The organism is Methylocella tundrae (assembly GCF_038024855.1).
Taxonomy (GTDB): Bacteria; Pseudomonadota; Alphaproteobacteria; order Rhizobiales; family Beijerinckiaceae; genus Methylocapsa; species Methylocapsa tundrae.
The window spans coordinates 1,298,283-1,314,477 of record NZ_CP139089.1; the positions used below are offsets into that span (position 1 = coordinate 1,298,283).

Sequence of the window (16,195 nt, forward strand, 5' to 3'; positions counted from 1 at the left end):
TAGCAAATGTCATCCGGACTGTCCAGCGTCATTGTCGACTGGATCAAAAAGCCCTGTTTGGGTCTTTCGCGCCCTGCCACATTTCTTAAGCTTGTGGGTGCGGGGAAAAACTCCTCTCCATTTCATTGATAGAAAACCAAAGCAAAAGAAATGCCTCCGGAAGATCTGGAACCGCCATGAAGAAGCAAGCTCCTTCCGGTGAAGCACAAAACCGGTACGAGATCAAAGATCCACTAGGCCAGACGATGACTACGCCGGTGGGGCTGATCGACGATTCACCTTATTTCGCGCCTGATGCAACAGACATTCGCTCTTACTATGAGGCGGAAGGATATGTAGTCATTCGCGGTCTGATTGATCCGCAAGCCTGTGATCTTGCGAACGAGGCCTTTGAGAAAGAAGTCAAGCCTTCAAACAATTTCATCTATCGCCAGCAAACGTCGAATCCCGAGCGTCATGTCTTCGACAAAAGCGGATTCATGCTGAACGCCATCCAGAACATTCAGAGCATCGACCCCGTCTCTTTCCCGCAATTTCGCAAGTTGGGGTCAGATATTGTGACGTCGACGAAGCTGCAGGCCATCCTGCGGACGTTCTACGGCGAGCCTGCCAAGATGGCTCAATCCATGTATTTCGAAGGCAATCTGGCGACTTGGGCGCATCAAGACAGCTATTATCTTGATTCGGAAAAGATCGGCGCAATGGTCGGCGCATGGATCGCCCTAGAGGACATCAGGCCGGGCGCCGGGCGCTTTTTCATCTATCCACGGTCGCACGTCTCCGACATCGTCAAGAACGGCCGCCATTACGACATCGCGTTCAACCACAGCCGTTACAAAGAAACCGTGCGGCGCTTCATCGAAGAGCGTCGATTTGAGTGTCGCGCGCCATTTATGGGAAAGGGCGACGTGCTTTTGTGGAACGCGAAGACCATCCATGGGAGCCTCGAAACGACGCAACCCGCATTTTCGAGGCGATCATTCACAAGCCACTACATTCCTCAATCGCATCGGCTTCTGCAATTCCAGTCAATTATCAAGCCGATGCATTTGAAGAAAATCAACGGGATGAATGTAAATCACCCAAAAGACCAAGTCTCTCTTAAGAATAGAGCGATTCTCGCGGCTGAAAGCAGATTCCCCAAACCAATTCTGGCGCTCAAGAAATTAGCGATAAAGACGCTCACCCGGTAAAAGCCGTTGGAACGCGAGCAAAGCGAGCGAAATGACATTGGCGGAAAATGCAAAGTTCCGCCGACATCATGCCCCATCACTCGATTTTTGAGGCATTACCCTGCAAGGACGCCAGGCTGAGATTTGCCGCGCTTGACCATCAGCTTGTTCAAAGACGCGATATAGGCCTTTGCCGAGGCGACGAGCGTGTCAGGATCTGCGCCTTTCGCGGTGACGGTCTTGCCGTCTTCCGCGAGCCGCACCGAAACTTCCGCTTGCGCATCCGTTCCCTTGGTCACCGCGTGAACCTGATAAAGTTCGAGCACGGCGTTGTGCGGCACCAAAGCGACGATGGCGTTGAAGATCGCGTCCACCGGCCCGTTTCCGGTCGCCTGATGCGTCACGCGGACTCCGTCGATCTCCAGCGTCAATGCGGCCGATTGCGGACCTTTGGTGCCGGCGAAGACGGTCAGATCGACGAGCTTGATCCGCTCATGCGCATGAACGATCTCATCGTCGACAAGTGCGATCAGATCCTCGTCGTAGACGATCTTCTTGCGGTCAGCCAGATCCTTGAAGCGGACGAACGCATCGTGAAGCGCATTCTCGCCCAGCTCATAGCCGAGTTCGCGCAGCTTATCCTTGAAGGCGTGACGGCCGGAATGTTTGCCCATCACAAGCGAGGTCTTGCTCACGCCAACGCTCGCGGGCGTCATGATCTCGTAGGTTTGCGCATTCTTCAGCATGCCGTCCTGATGGATGCCGCTTTCATGCGCGAAAGCGTTCCGTCCGACGATCGCCTTATTGTATTGCACGGGCGATGAACTCACCGCGGAGACCAGCTTCGAGGCTCGCGTCAGCATCGTCGAGTCGATCGCGCTGTGATAGGGCATGGCGTCGCCGCGCACCCGCAGCGCCATGACGACCTCTTCCAGCGCGGCGTTGCCGGCCCGCTCGCCGAGGCCGTTGATGGTGCACTCGATCTGCCGCGCGCCGCCGGCGACCCCGGCCAACGAATTTGCGACGGCAAGCCCGAGATCATCGTGGCAATGGACCGAGAAAATGGCCTTGTCGGCGTCCGGAACCCGCTCGCGTATGGTGCGAAACATGGCTTCATATTCGGCCGGCAGCGCATAGCCGACGGTATCAGGGAGGTTGATCGTCGTCGCTCCGGCCCTGATCGCCGCCTCGACGCAACGGCAGAGATATTCGATCGGCGTGCGCGTCGCATCCATCGCCGACCATTCGACGTCGTCGACGAGATTGCGCGCCTGAGCGACCGTGCGTCCGATGATCTCGAGCACCTGCTCTTCGGATTTGTTCATCTGATGTTGCAGATGAATGGGGGAGGTCGAGACGAAGGTGTGGATGCGCGGCCGGCGCGCCTTGCGAACAGCTTCGCCGCAGCGCGCTATATCGGCTTCTATGGCGCGGGCGAGACCGGCGATGACGGCGTTCTTCGCGCGCTCGGCGATGGCCGATACGGCCTCGAAGTCGCCGATGGACGCGATCGGGAAACCCGCCTCTATGATGTCGACGCCCATGGCGTCGAGAACGTCCGCCACCTGCAGCTTGTCTTCGAGATACATGGTGGCGCCGGGCGATTGTTCGCCGTCGCGCAAGGTCGTGTCGAAAATGACGACAGATTCAGAATTCGGACGCGCTGTCTCAACACGTGAGATATGATTTGTTTCGGTCATGACTCTATCCGGAAAGGGTGGTCTTCAAGCTATGGCGCGACCCCTGAGCGCCCAGGCGCATCGCCCGGCCGGCCCTCAGGGGCGGGTAAGCAGAAGAAGGCCGCTCGCCAGCAAAGCTCCGCAGGACGCCGGGAATTTCCCTGCGTTGTTCACTAGCGGAAAGTCAAAAACGAAAGGCACGCGGCATCTCATTGTGAGCTGGCGCTTCGTATCGAAGCGAGCCGCAAAACTAGAGCAGCCGGTTCGAAAAAGCAAGCAACGATGATTGCGCCCTGCGGGCCGTCGTGCTGACGCTCTGGACGAAGACTTCGCAGAAGCTTAGGGCCTGCGTTCGCGTAATCGTGAGACCGGCGCGCAAGGGTCTTCGAGACCTTGCGCAATTCGTTCGATAATAGTGACGCGTTGATGATGCGCCGGCCCGACAGGAGCGGATGATAACAGGAGCGTCGACGACGCTCCGCCGAGCGGAGAATTGCAAAGAAATGACCTGTATAAAGTCAGTTCTAGCCTTTGTCGCATTGGTCTTTATCAGCTGCGACGCTGTCTCCGCGGGGGAGTTTTCTCGTGATTTTTCACAAACGGAGACGCTCGGCGCGCAACTTCGCCGATTGGCGGCGGCGGCAAGAAACAACAATCCGGTCGAACGGCCGCAATTGATCGGCGGGCAAGCGTGGCTGCCGCTGGCTGGCGCATACCCGGGGAGCGGAAAGCCCGTGGCCGCCGGGGCGCTCTACTCCAGCGGCGGAAATGTCTATTATGCGTTCAAGGGTGGAACGACTGGCTCGAATGGCGCTCCAACGTCAACAAGTCGTAACTATTACTATAGCGACGGAGGCGTCTCCTGGGTTTATGTCGGGTTGGCTGCTGGAGATCAGGTTTCCAACGGCGGCAGCGTCTACGAGGTCGTCATCGCGGGCCTTCCGGCAACGAGCGGCGCCGGCCCAACAGGATTTTCGTCCGCAATCATGGACGGCACGATCGTCTGGAAATATGTCGGGCCGCAAACGGCGCCCGTGGCGACGAACGCCGCTGGTCATAACGCTTCGCTGACAAATTTCTATGGCGCGACGCAAGGGCTGCCGGCCAACGCTCTGATTCCAGATAATTCTGGCGCCGTGCGGTTCGAGGGCGGCTGGCCTTTCGTACAGAATGCGACGGCGACGGTGGCAGGACCGAACGTCGCCCCGAATGCTAACGGCGCGGGTTGTGGGCGAAACCTGACGATCCTGGGCGATAGCGGGCTTGATATTCAGTGCAACTATCAATCTTTTACTGTTTTATCACAGGCAAATATAATTGAGTTTGCACTCGGCAATAGCTCAGCAATAAATATTATTGTAGATGATAGCTATGTCTCACCTGTCAGAAAATATATAATCTGGGATAATCCTGCTTATCTTCAGTTGGACTTCACCAACTCGGGCGGCAGGAAGTTCCGCAAAATCAAAGTCGAGTTCTCCAGCGCCAATGGGTTGGCCGGCGTCGCCGTCGGACCAACAGACAGCCTTTTCTACCCGGCCGAGTCCGACAATTTCGGGATAGCGCTCGTCGGGAGCAGCCTCTCCGTTGCGACGACGGCGTCGAGCCAGGCCATGGGCTGGGGAAACCGCTTCAGATATCTCGTCGGCCTTCCCGATTATGCGACCTTCGCCATCGGAGCGACGGGCATCCTCAATCCCGCCGCTCCATCCTCCTCATACGGGACAAATTATGCGGGCCATTTTATCGGTGATTTGAAGCGCTACGCTCATTTCAGGGGGGCGCCAAAGGTCATTTTGATAGAGGCCCCGATCAATGACACGAAAGTGGGCGACCCGTCCTTTACCCCTGCGGCGCTGCAGACGGCTGCGCTCGCGCTGCTCAAGGACATCAGATCGCAGTATCCGAACGCGCTGATTATCGGGGTCGGGTCGGCCTGGGGATCAGACAACCACCTCAAAGGAACAGTCAGCACGACCGATGCGGCTAATTCCGTGGTGACGCTCAGCGGGGGTGACAGATTTGGTCTGACCGGAATGACCACGATCGACATTGATAATGTCGTCTACCCGGTCTCGAGCGTGTCCAATCCTACGCAACTGACCATCTCCGGGAACGCGGGCGCGCACGGCGGTCTTCCCTATTATGCGCCCTACCCGCTCGCCATCGCCGTCGAATATGAGACGGCTTTCATGAACGCGGTGACGCTGTTGCAACGCGCCGGTGATCATCTGACCTATTTCATTCAAAACAATAGTCTGAAGCCTCCGCAATATCCCTTCATCATGGGAGCCGGAAGGCAGACGGTCGCGGACGGCACGTGCGCCACCGCCCATATGAGCGGCTCGAAAGCCGGCAACGCCATTTTCGACGTGAGCAGCGGCGGCCCCCATCTCACCGATTGCGGATATGACGAATGGGGGCGGCGAGTGGCCGAAGCCTATAGGGTGATCATAGAAAAATTGCCGTGACGGGGATCATTGCGCCGCCCTTTGCAGCGACGCCAATGCGTCTGTCGCCCAACGAAACCAAAACGGAGTTCGGCCCGCACCGTCGGGGCGCCTCCGTTAAGCCCAGCAGCGGTTCTGCTGCATCGCGAAAGCATTAAAGACATAGAACGGAATTTCGTGTTAAGAAGAGCCGGAAAGAGTTCTGTACGGCGGACGTGCATTCAATCGCGAACGATAGAAGCTATCCATGACCCTGGCGCCGGAGACGTCGTCCGCGCTAGGAAAAGTGGGCCACTCGGCGACTTACAGCCTGGCTCAGCGGGATCGAAAGAGAAGGCTCTCCTTTGGCAAATTACATCGGTTCGATTGACCTAAAATCGACACGAGTTCCGATCGCCATTCCCTTGGGCGTGACGTGCGTTTTCGAATTTATCCAGTTATACTTAGGAGCCGATCCGCTCATTGTCTTTATGAGCGCCGCCGGGATCACGATTACATTTATTCCATTGTATATATACGGTCGCGACCTTTATGCAATGTTTTCGATATTATTCAGCATTCGTTATATAGGCGCAGCTTTAGTTATAAAGACTCTGTACGGCCAGCCGCTACAAAGCAATCTCCTGGATCCCACCGCCTCCTACGCGTGGGCTCTGCTTCTTATGGCTATTACTACAACGGTCATATTGGCTGCACGCCACTTTGATCCGGGAAAGACATTGTTTCCCTTTCCCAACGACCCAAAGAGCTTGCGCCGTTTGGCCCTTATCTGTTTTGTCATTGGCACCATAAGCTACGCCATTGTCGGAGCGACCGATAGCAATGGCACTGCCAGCGCTGGAGTTTTATTTATCGTCGTGTCGTCGCTGGCGAGCCTGAGCAATTTGGGTTTGATCGCCGAAGCGGCTTACGCCATCGAAAAGTCCGGTCGGCGCACCCTATTTTCTCCACGGCTATTAGCCATGCTGGCCGCAACTCTTCTTATCGTTATCGCGCTGAATGCGCGCGGCGCATTTTTGAATGGCGTCATCGCCATAGTCGTCATAGCCTTCATTTATCGTGTAATACACTTTCGATATATTGTGATCGGTGCCTTGTTCCTAGCATTTTTTATGTACTTCTTGTCACCAATGACACTATACCTTCGCATGCAAAGAATGCCAAAGCTGCAATTTATTCAGCTGGCTTTGGACACCGCGGTGAAAGCCACATTCGATTCCAATTTTCGTAAGACAATTTACGATACAGCAAAATATACAGCTCTCGAAGATATAAAAGACGAGCCGCCTTATGACTACTATGGGGATCGGTCGAACGTTGGCAACAGACTCTCTTTTATCGGATTGCTCGACGCGGTCTATAGTGGCACCAAAACGCGAGCACTCATTGGAAGCACGGCAATCAAACGAAGTCTGTCTGACATCATGCCGGGCTTTCTAGGCTATGTTAAAGAGGACGCGAATTTGGGCGACTGGATGGGCTGGCAAGTCGGCATATTGCAGCCTCCCTACATTACTTACATTAATTTCGGCCTGCCAATGGAAGGGCTGGCGACCTGGGGATGGCCCGGTTTCATAGCCTATCCAATAATATTCATTCTTCCTGTGCTTCTTGCCTTTGCGCGTATTTCAAGCTTCCGCATGCCTCTCCCTCTAAGCATATATTTGTTCACAATTTTGCAAACGGGCATGATCGAATGGCTGTCGAACGGTTTCATGGTTGCTCTAACAAGAGAAATTCCAGTTTTATTGGTCGCTCTAACCGGAATATACTTTGTCTTCTTTCGTCATTCCACCCGGCGCCATCCGCTTGCAATCGCCTCGTCTACCCCGAGTTGAGCCACGCGAGCGATCTAATCGCCATTACGACGGCAGAGCATTGCCGCAAACGCGAGGGCAAGATCGCGCAATAGCGGCCGCATGGGACAAAAGCATAGACGTTGTTGTCCGTCCGCAATCGTTTCTAGAAGGTGCCTTACATGGTCAGTGCCGTGGACGACGTTGATCAAAAAGATATCTCGAACACATCAGCGCCTTCAGAGAAACTTGCCAAGCCAAAGCTTCGTCTGCATCTGCTCGATTCGATCCGCGGGTGGGCTTCGTTACAGGTTCTTTTCTTCCACGTCGCCCATGAAATGTTCGCCCATAAAGTGCCCGAGCTTGGGTCGGATTGGCTGGGTTTTATTCTGAACGGCGGCTTTGCCGTCGCTGTATTCTTTGTTTTATCCGGAGAAGTTCTGGCGCACGGATACTTCGTTCGGAATGACATCAATATAGTGCGCAAGCTTGCGATCAAACGCTATGTACGTCTGACGATACCGATTATCGCGTCCTGCTTTATCGTATTCTGCCTGATGAAGGCAAACCTGATATTTTCTCATCAAGCAGCGGGCCTGCTCAATCGCGAGGACTGGCTTGGACAATTCCTGCGCTTTGAACCCAACATTCGAACCTTCTTGTCCTATTCACTCTACGGAGTATATTTTGATTACTCTAAAGAACTATCATATAATTCGTTTTTATGGACTATGAGTTTCGAATTATTTGGATCAGGGTTTGTTTTTCTTACTCTTTTTGTAACCCGAACCGCGGCGCAAAGATGGGCAGTTTACGCCGTCACGGGAGCTTTTATGCTTGTCTTCAGCCCGCTGCTTATGTGTTTTCTTTTTGGGATGATTTTTGGCGAAATGCGGGTGTCTGGCGTTTTCAAACGTTTTGCCGCGCATCCCGCGGCAAACTGGATCGCTCTCTTCATAGTGCTAGATGTCGGGCTCGGATTGACCATCTATCCGATGCTCCCGATACCGCAAGCGGGCGTCGCTCATCGGCTGAGTTTTGCGGCGGCGCTTTTTCTTTTTGCGATCTATAGCTCGAACTGGCTGGGAAGCGTGTTCGATAATCGTCTGTCCCATTTTTTGGGCGAGTTATCGTTTCCGATCTATCTCGTTCATTTCCCGATCATCGTGTCGCTACAGTCCTATCTTGTCCTGCGCATGTTTTCGGATGGCGTCGTCACTCGTCCAGGAGCATATCTCATCATCTTGACGACCATCAGCGCGAGTCTTCTCGCCGCATTCGCATTTCGCTATGTCGAGCGATTCGCAATCAAGGCCTCCAATTCATTCTTCGCATTTATCGACGGGTTTTGACCTGCCGATCCGCCGCACAAGCCGCCAGGAATTGAGATTCGATGCAGGCGATTACGCCAAATCGCGGCCCGCGCCGCAGTCCCCACAGCGATAGATGAGAACCAATCCGCATGATCCATGATTATGGCGTCATCGGCGGCGGCATTGTCGGCCTCGCCGCCGCGCGCGAAATCGCTAAGGCGCGTCCGGGCGCCGCGATGGTCCTGTTTGAAAAGGAGGCCGCCATCTCGCGGCATCAGACCGGACATAATAGCGGCGTCATTCACTCCGGCATCTATTATGCGCCGGGAAGCTTCAAGGCGCGCTTGTGCCGGGACGGCGCGCTGGCGACCAAGCTTTTCTGCGCCGAGCACGGCATTCCGTTCGAGACTTGCGGCAAATTGCTCGTCGCCGCCAGCGCGGCCGAACTCACGCGCATGGAAGCCCTTTACGAGCGCGCGCGAGAGAACGCCATCGATGTCGAGCGTATCGACGCGAAGGAGCTGACGCGGCGCGAGCCGAATATCGTCGGCCTCGCAGCCCTCTTCGTACCCGCCACCGCGATCGTCGATTACAAGCGGGTCAGCACCGCCCTGGCGGATGATTTCAAAGCCGCGGGCGGCAATGTGGAGCTGTCGTCCGAGGTCGTCGCCATCGAGGAAGAGGCCGACGCGGTTTCGGTTTCGACGCGATCACAGACTTTCAGGACGCGAAGGCTCATCGTTTGCGGCGGCCTGCAAGCCGATCGCATCGCGCAAATGGCGGGCGTCGCGATCAGTCACCAGATCGTGCCGTTCCGCGGCGAATATTATACCGTGAACCCAAGGCGCGCCGGACTGATCAATGCGCTCATCTATCCGATACCCGACCCCGAGCTGCCGTTTCTCGGCATTCACCTGACGCGCACCATGGACCGCGGCGTCATCGTCGGCCCGAACGCCGTGCTTGGATTGGCGCGGGAGAAATATCAAAAATTCTCTTTCGAGGCGCGTGACGTTGCTTCCTTTGTCGCCTTTCCAGGATTCTGGCGCGCCATTCGTCCTCATTGGCGATCGGGACTGAGAGAATTCAGAAACGCGCTTTCGAAGCGGGCCTATCTCGAGGAATGCCGCAAATATTGTCCGAGCCTCACGATCGAGGATCTTGAGCCGGCCGTCGCCGGAATCAGGGCGCAGGCTGTGCTGCGCGACGGCAGCTTTGCCCATGATTTCCTTTTCGCCGAAACAGCGAGGACATTGCATGTCTGCAATGCTCCCTCTCCAGCGGCGACGTCGGCGATTCCGATCGGCCGCGTCATCGCGTCGAAAATTTTAGAGCGCGACAAATGACGAATGACTTTCACCGCCCTCAACAGATATTTCCCGGGAGGCAAAACGCGCCATTGGCGAATCGCTTCTTCGCGGCTATATTCCTTTCATCTTCAACGTAACGGAAGGAGGTGATCCAGTGTCTCATTGTCTCATGCTGCGGGCCCGGACCTGGACTCGCGCCTTTGAGGTTCTCGCCTCCTAAGGTGATCAGGCATCGCGCACCGCGGTGTGACAATGGAAGGGCTGTCCTATCGGGCGGCCCTTCTTTTTGCATCCGATCAACCCCCTCCGCTGTGCGCCGAATAAAGACACGCCTGCATTCGAACGGGATCTGCTCAAATCCTCGCCTGAAGCGAAGGATAACTGGCGTGATCAATCCGATGCGGAATCATCGTGGCGGAATCATCGCGCGTGCGGATCAGGCGCGCGAGGCGACCGACACGCCGGCAAGCCAGACACGCCAATCCTTGGCGGTGCCGTTAAAGGCGTTGCGGTCCACATAGCCCTTGATGCCGGCGACATGTCCTTCCGCCGTATGCTGCCAGAAGCGCCATTTTCGCGCGCCATATTTCAGCGCCGGATGGCATTTCACGCTTCGCACCCAGATCGGATAATCGTTGAACTCGCCCTGCATCACGTCGCGGTGAAAATCGACCGAGGTGTAGATGACCGGCCGCTTGCCGTAGGCGCGCTCCATCGCCGCGAGAATTGTCTTCATCTCGGCAATCGCCACTTCGCGCGGCAGCTTTCTCGGGCAGGTCTTTGATTGACCGTTCCACTCGACATCGAGAACGGGCGGCAAGGCGTCGGGATCGTTCGGCACATTGGCGGTGAACCAGGCCGCCTGCTCTTCCGCCGGCCGGCACCAATAGGCAAAGTGATAGGCGCCGCGCGGGATGCCGGCGGCTTTCGCGGCGGCCCAGTTCCGGGCGAATTTCTCATCGACGTGATCGCCGCCTTCCGTCGCCTTGATCCAGGCGAACTGAACGCCCGAGGCGCGCACGCTGTCCCAATCAATGTCGCCTTGATATTTGGAGACGTCGATGCCGTAGACTTCGTAATCCGACGGACTCGGAAACGGATCATCGCCAAGGCCGCCGCCGGCGCAGCCAGCGACGAGAAGCGTGAGCGCGAGCGCAAAGAAGGAAAAGGAAAGCTGCCGCATAATGCCTAAGCCAAATTCAATGCAATCAATCTAGCTGAAGTTTAGTAAAGCCTCGTTAACAAGTCGAAAAAACGGCGGCGCGGAGTCAATTTCACAGTCAGGCGCCGACGAAGCCGCCCGCCCGCGGCGCCGGGCCGCCATCGAATGGCAATCGCCTTGCTGCTGGAGCGCCTCTTTTCATTATTCTCGACCCCCAACAAAAGGGGGAAGGAGCCCAGCCTCCTGGACGCGGCGGCGACGCGAGAGACAAAAGCCGTCCTTTACCTTGTTTCCAACTTTACGCTTGCTTGGCGCTGGCGCTCCCGCCTTTTTCGCGCCGCGGAACGGTCAAGGGTTATGGTTTTCTCCGGCGCGGCGAGCCGTGCGAGTTCTCCCCCGCGCCCTTGGCCGCGCAATATTTTGCGAGAAGCTTCAGACCGCGGGCAAGCTCGATCCAGATGACAAAAACTCGGCCGTGAAATGGCTTGCGGTCTTTGAAATTTCATACAAATACGACATGCTCAACTGCACGATCCATCCGCAGGCGCGCGCCGCTTGAGGTGAGCCGCGCCGGATTTATGTTCATTTGAATCGGCCGCGGAAAGTCCATAAGAGCGCGCTGTCCATCGGAGGCGATGGCGCCCCTGTCCTCCGTCTGAATTCGCGCCGCCCGCCCTCTTCCTCGTCCGCGAAAGTCTTTTATGCTCTCCCAGTTTGTCGCATTCACGTCGCTCGGCCGCAGAGCGCTGCCCAATCAATATGACGTGCTCGCCCTTGCGCTGATCTTCGCCGCCTTCATCGCGGCGGCGCATCTCTCGAGCGGCCTGACTTTGCCGATCGCCGCGCCGGAATCGACGGTCACTTCGCTTGATTATGCGCTTTTGCCCTATTACGCGCTGCGCACGACTCTGCGCATGTTCGCAGCGATGGGACTTTCGCTGGTCTTTACCTTTATCTATGCGACGCTCGCCGCCAAGAGCCGTCGCGCCGAGCTTGTCCTCATTCCCATCCTCGACGTTCTCCAGTCCGTTCCTATTCTCGGCTTTCTCTCTTTCACGGTGACCTTTTTTCTCGGGTTGTTTCCGGGCTCCATTCTCGGCGCCGAGTGCGCGGCCATCTTCGCCATTTTCACCTCGCAAGCCTGGAACATGGCGTTTTCCTTCTATCAGTCCCTGCGCAGCGTTCCGCGCGATCTGAACGAGGTGGCGCAGGGGTTCCAGCTTTCGGGGTGGCAGCGTTTTTGGCAATTGGACGCGCCCTTCGCCATGCCGGGGCTCATCTGGAACATGATGATGTCGATGTCGGGCGGCTGGTTCTTCGTCGTCGCCGCCGAGGCGATCTCGGTTGGCGACACGACCATCAAATTGCCCGGCATCGGCTCCTACCTCGCCCTCGCCATCGAACAGAAGCGGATAGACGCCGTCTTCGCGGCGATCGTCGCCATGGCCGTCGTCATCCTGCTCTATGACCAATTGTTGTTTCGCCCCCTTGTCGCCTTCGGATCGCGCTTTCGCGTCGAACTTTCGGCCGGCCAGGTCGAGGCGCGATCATGGGTCGCGCAAATGTTCGCGCGCACGCGCTGGCTCCGCGCTTTGACGCATCCGCCGGCCCAGCTTTTCCAGAGCATCGCTCTGCTGCGCCTGCAATGGCCGCGAGCGGCGGTTCGCCCGGGCGCGGCAAATCCGCTCATGAGCCGCATCATCGACATAGTCTGGCTGCTCGCGATCGCCGCGGTAATCCTTTGGGCGGGGCGTCAGATCGTCCAATATGTGAGCACTGAACTGAGCTGGAGCGATTTCTGGGTCAGCGTCGAATACACATGTTTCACCATGCTCCGCGTCATCATCTTGATGATTCTTGCGACGATCGTCTGGGTTCCTGTCGGCGTCTGGATTGGCCTTCGGCCCCGGATCGCGGAAAAAGTTCAGCCGCTGGCGCAATTCCTCGCAGCCTTTCCGGCCAATGTGATCTTTCCCATCGCCGTCGTCCTCATCTTGAGGTTTTCGCTCAATCCCGACATCTGGCTCAGCCCCCTTATCGTCTTCGGCACGCAATGGTACATTCTGTTCAATGTGATCGCCGGCGCTTCGGCCTTTCCGAATGATCTCAAGGAAGCCGTCGCGGGTTTTCGCATTCGTGGCTGGGACTGGTGGAAGAGCGTCATCATCCCGGCGGTGTTCCCGTTTTACGTGACCGGCGCCTTGACGGCTTCCGGCGGCTCATGGAACGCCGCGATCGTCGCCGAATATGTGAAGTGGGGCGACAAGACGATATCGGCGCATGGCATTGGCGCCTATATCGCCAAGGCGACCGAGGACGGCGACTTCCCGAAGATCGTGCTCGGCGTCGCCGTGATGTCGGTCTTCGTCATCTTGTTCAACCGGCTGCTGTGGCGGCCTCTGTTTGGTCTGGCCGAACGCCGCCTGCGTTTGGATTAAGGATGCCGCATGCTTGACGCCGCCGCAAAAACCTCGCTCGGAACCCGCGAACCGCTTCTCGAAGTCAAAAACGTCAGCCAGCACTATCAGACCGGATCGGGCGAGCAGGGTCCCGCCGTTCTCGACAATGTCTCGCTCTCTTTGAAAGAGGACGAGATCGTCGGCCTGCTCGGACGCTCCGGCTGCGGCAAATCATCTCTTTTGCGCATCGTCTCCGGCCTTGTCAGACCGGCCAGCGGCGACGTCAGCTATCTCGGCGCGCCGGTCGAGGGGCCGGTCGACGGCGTGGCGATGGTGTTCCAGAGTTTCGCGCTTTTCCCGTGGCTTTCCGTGCTCGCCAATGTGGAGCTTGGCCTTCGTGCTCGAAAAGTGCCGAAGGAGGAGGCAAGGCGGCGCGCTCTGAAGGCGATCGACCTCATCGGCCTTGATGGTTTCGAATCCGCTTTTCCAAAGGAGCTCTCGGGCGGCATGCGCCAGCGCGTCGGCTTCGCCCGCGCCCTTGTCGTGCATCCGAACATTTTGTTGATGGACGAGCCCTTTTCGGCGCTCGACGTCCTCACCGCCGAGACCCTGCGCACCGATCTTCTCGACCTTTGGGTCGAAGGGCGCATGCCGATCAAATCAATCCTGATGGTGACGCATAATATCGAAGAGGCGGTGTTGATGTGCAATCGCATCATCGTCCTCGCCTCCAATCCGGGCCGCATCGCCGCCGAGATCACGGTGACGCTACAGCATCCGCGCAATCGCCTCGATCCCGAATTCCGCCAGCTCGTCGACAAGATCTACGCGCTGATGACGAAGCGTCCCGAGCCTGTCTCTCCCGGCCGCGAGGGGACCTTTCCAGGCCTTGGCTTTGCGATGGCCTTGCCTCAAGTCTCAACCAACACCCTCGCCGGCATGATCGAAGAAGTCGCCGCCGAACCCTATCATGGCCGCGCCGATCTGCCGGCGCTCGCCGACAGCCTGCAAATGGAGATCGACGAGCTGTTCCCCGTCGGCGAAACCCTGCAACTGCTGCGCTTCGCCGAAATTGAGGAAGGCGACATCAAGCTGACCCCCGCCGGCGCGCGCTTCGCCGACCTTGAAACCGACGCCCGCAAAAAGCTTTTCGGCGATCATCTGCTCGCCTATCTGCCGCTCGCAGCGCGCATCAAGGCGGTGCTGGAAGAGCGCCCGAGCCATACCGCGCGAGCAACCCGTTTCCTTGGGGAGCTCGAGGATTACATGTCCGAGGAATATGCCGAGCAGACGCTCAAAAGCGTCATCACCTGGGGCCGGTACGGCGAGGTCTTCGCCTATGATGAGAGCTCGGAAACGCTGAGCCTCGAGAATCCGCAATAGAGCATGATCCCGAAAAGTTGCTGACTTTTCATCCCCAGTATGGATTAAAACAAGCCCTAAAGAGCGGAATGCAATTCCGCTTAAATGCGTTCTGCTCCAGAGGGACGACCGATATGTTCTCCCGGCGCGCGTTTCTTGGCGGCTCGCTTGCGACCTGCGCGACATCTTTCGCACGCGGGCAAACAAGCGAGCCGCAGCCGACGATCCTGCGGCTGGAGCGCCGCGACATCGAGGTGAACGGCAAGGCTGCTTCCATTCTGGACATTCGTCAGCCGGGCGGCATGCTTGGCGTCGAGACGGAAGTCGGCAAGGCTTTTCGCGTGCGCGTCGAAAATCACCTCTCGGAACCGAGCCTCATTCACTGGCATGGGCTGAAGCCGCCGTGGCGACAGGATGGCGTGCCCGGCATCTCTTCGCCGCCGATCGCGCCGGGCGAATCCGCCGATTACGACTTCCCGCTCACATTCGACGGGACATTCTTCATGCATTCGCATCAGGGACTGCAGGAGCAGCTGCTGATGTCCGCGCCCTTGATCATCCGCGATCCTCAGGCGCCGAAGCAGCAGGAAATCATCATCGAACTCGCCGATTTCAGCTTTACGCCGCCGGAGGAGATCTATGCGGGGCTGCGCAAGCCCGCCATGGGCGTCATGAGCGGCATGTCTATGGGCGCCGGCATGGCCGATAAGCCGGACATGAAGATGGGCGGCGACGCAAAGCCCGACCTCAATGACGTCAAATATGACGCATTTCTCGCCAACCGCCGCACGCTGGCGGACCCCGAGGTCACGAAGGTCGAGGCTGGCGGGATGGCGCTGCTGCGCATCATCAATGGTTCGGCAATGAGCGCCTATCATATTGATCTCGGACAGATCGAAGGCGATCTCGTCGCCGTCGACGGGCACGCCGTCGCGCCCATCCGGGCGCGGCGTTTTCCGATCGCGCCGGCGCAGCGGCTCGACATCGGCCTGATATTTCCGAAAGGACCGGGCGCCTATCCCATTCTGGCGATCCTCGAAGGAGATCGGAGCCAGACCGGCGTCATTCTCGTCGCGGGCGACGCCGAAGTCCGGCGCGCGCCGGAGCTTGCGGATCAAGCCTCGGCGCCGCTCGATTTCGATCTCGAAAGCCGGCTTCGCGCCGAAGATCCTCTGGCGGCGCAGCAGGCGGATCGGGTGCATAGGCTGGAGCTGACGGGCGCCATGTCAGGCTATCAATGGTCGATCAATGGCGTCGCCTACACGAAGGACACGCCGCCCTTGCCGGTCTTCGCCGGCGAGCGGGTGGAGCTCGTCTTCGTCAACAGGACAATGATGTCGCATCCAATGCATCTGCATGGCCATTTCTTTCAGGTCGTCGACATCAACGGCGAAAGGTTTGCCGGCGCGATGCGCGACACCGTGCTTGTGCCGCCAAAGACGACGGTGACGGTCGCCTTCGACGCAGACAATCCCGGCTGGTGGGCGCTCCACTGCCACCTGCTCTATCATATGGAGGCCGGCATGTTCACGACGATCCGCTACGTCTGAGC

10 protein-coding genes are annotated in these 16,195 nt (G+C 57.7%); 8 read left to right on the forward strand and 2 right to left on the reverse strand.

Annotation, left to right across the window (positions count from 1 at the left end; translation table 11 throughout):
- Positions 1–176: 176 nt before the first annotated feature.
- Complete coding sequence (locus tag SIN04_RS08455) at positions 177–1,193, forward strand: phytanoyl-CoA dioxygenase family protein (RefSeq protein WP_134488300.1); 1,017 nt, start codon at positions 177–179, stop codon at positions 1,191–1,193.
- A 95-nt stretch (positions 1,194–1,288) separates the two neighbouring features.
- Here the strand turns inward: SIN04_RS08455 and SIN04_RS08460 are convergent, their stop codons facing one another.
- Positions 1,289–2,872: a 2-isopropylmalate synthase gene (locus tag SIN04_RS08460; protein ID WP_134488302.1), complete on the reverse strand. Its 1,584-nt coding sequence runs from the start codon at positions 2,870–2,872 to the stop codon at positions 1,289–1,291.
- 482 nt (positions 2,873–3,354) lie between these two features.
- Here SIN04_RS08460 and SIN04_RS08465 point away from each other — a divergent pair, with 482 nt between their 5' ends.
- The 4 genes from SIN04_RS08465 to lhgO all read left to right on the forward strand — a co-directional run bounded on the left by SIN04_RS08465 (position 3,355) and on the right by lhgO (position 9,756).
- Entirely contained in the window at positions 3,355–5,322 is a 1,968-nt protein-coding gene (locus tag SIN04_RS08465; RefSeq protein WP_341264369.1) for a hypothetical protein, read from the forward strand.
- 323 nt (positions 5,323–5,645) lie between these two features.
- Positions 5,646–7,139 carry a hypothetical protein gene (locus SIN04_RS08470; protein WP_341264370.1) on the forward strand — a complete coding sequence of 498 codons (1,494 nt, stop codon included), beginning with the start codon at positions 5,646–5,648 and terminating at the stop codon, positions 7,137–7,139.
- 140 nt (positions 7,140–7,279) lie between these two features.
- Entirely contained in the window at positions 7,280–8,449 is a 1,170-nt protein-coding gene (locus SIN04_RS08475; RefSeq protein WP_134488310.1) for an acyltransferase family protein, read from the forward strand.
- 110 nt (positions 8,450–8,559) lie between these two features.
- Complete coding sequence (gene lhgO, locus SIN04_RS08480; protein WP_134488312.1) at positions 8,560–9,756, forward strand: L-2-hydroxyglutarate oxidase; 1,197 nt, start codon at positions 8,560–8,562, stop codon at positions 9,754–9,756.
- Positions 9,757–10,156: 400 nt separating this feature from the next.
- On the opposite strand, the gene SIN04_RS08485 is transcribed toward lhgO, so the two are convergent.
- A complete protein-coding gene (locus tag SIN04_RS08485) occupies positions 10,157–10,903 on the reverse strand; it encodes a GH25 family lysozyme (RefSeq protein ID WP_134488314.1) in 747 nt (248 codons plus the stop codon).
- Positions 10,904–11,583: 680 nt separating this feature from the next.
- Between SIN04_RS08485 and SIN04_RS08490 the strand changes: the two genes are divergently transcribed.
- The 3 genes from SIN04_RS08490 to SIN04_RS08500 all read left to right on the forward strand — a co-directional run bounded on the left by SIN04_RS08490 (position 11,584) and on the right by SIN04_RS08500 (position 16,193).
- Positions 11,584–13,320 (forward strand): ABC transporter permease, encoded by a 1,737-nt coding sequence (locus SIN04_RS08490; RefSeq protein ID WP_134488316.1) that lies wholly within the window; start codon positions 11,584–11,586, stop codon positions 13,318–13,320.
- A 9-nt stretch (positions 13,321–13,329) separates the two neighbouring features.
- A complete protein-coding gene (locus tag SIN04_RS08495; protein WP_134488318.1) occupies positions 13,330–14,664 on the forward strand; it encodes an AAA-associated domain-containing protein in 1,335 nt (444 codons plus the stop codon).
- 68 nt (positions 14,665–14,732) lie between these two features.
- Complete coding sequence (locus SIN04_RS08500) at positions 14,733–16,193, forward strand: multicopper oxidase family protein (RefSeq protein ID WP_134488320.1); 1,461 nt, start codon at positions 14,733–14,735, stop codon at positions 16,191–16,193.
- The last annotated feature ends 2 nt before the right edge of the window (positions 16,194–16,195 follow it).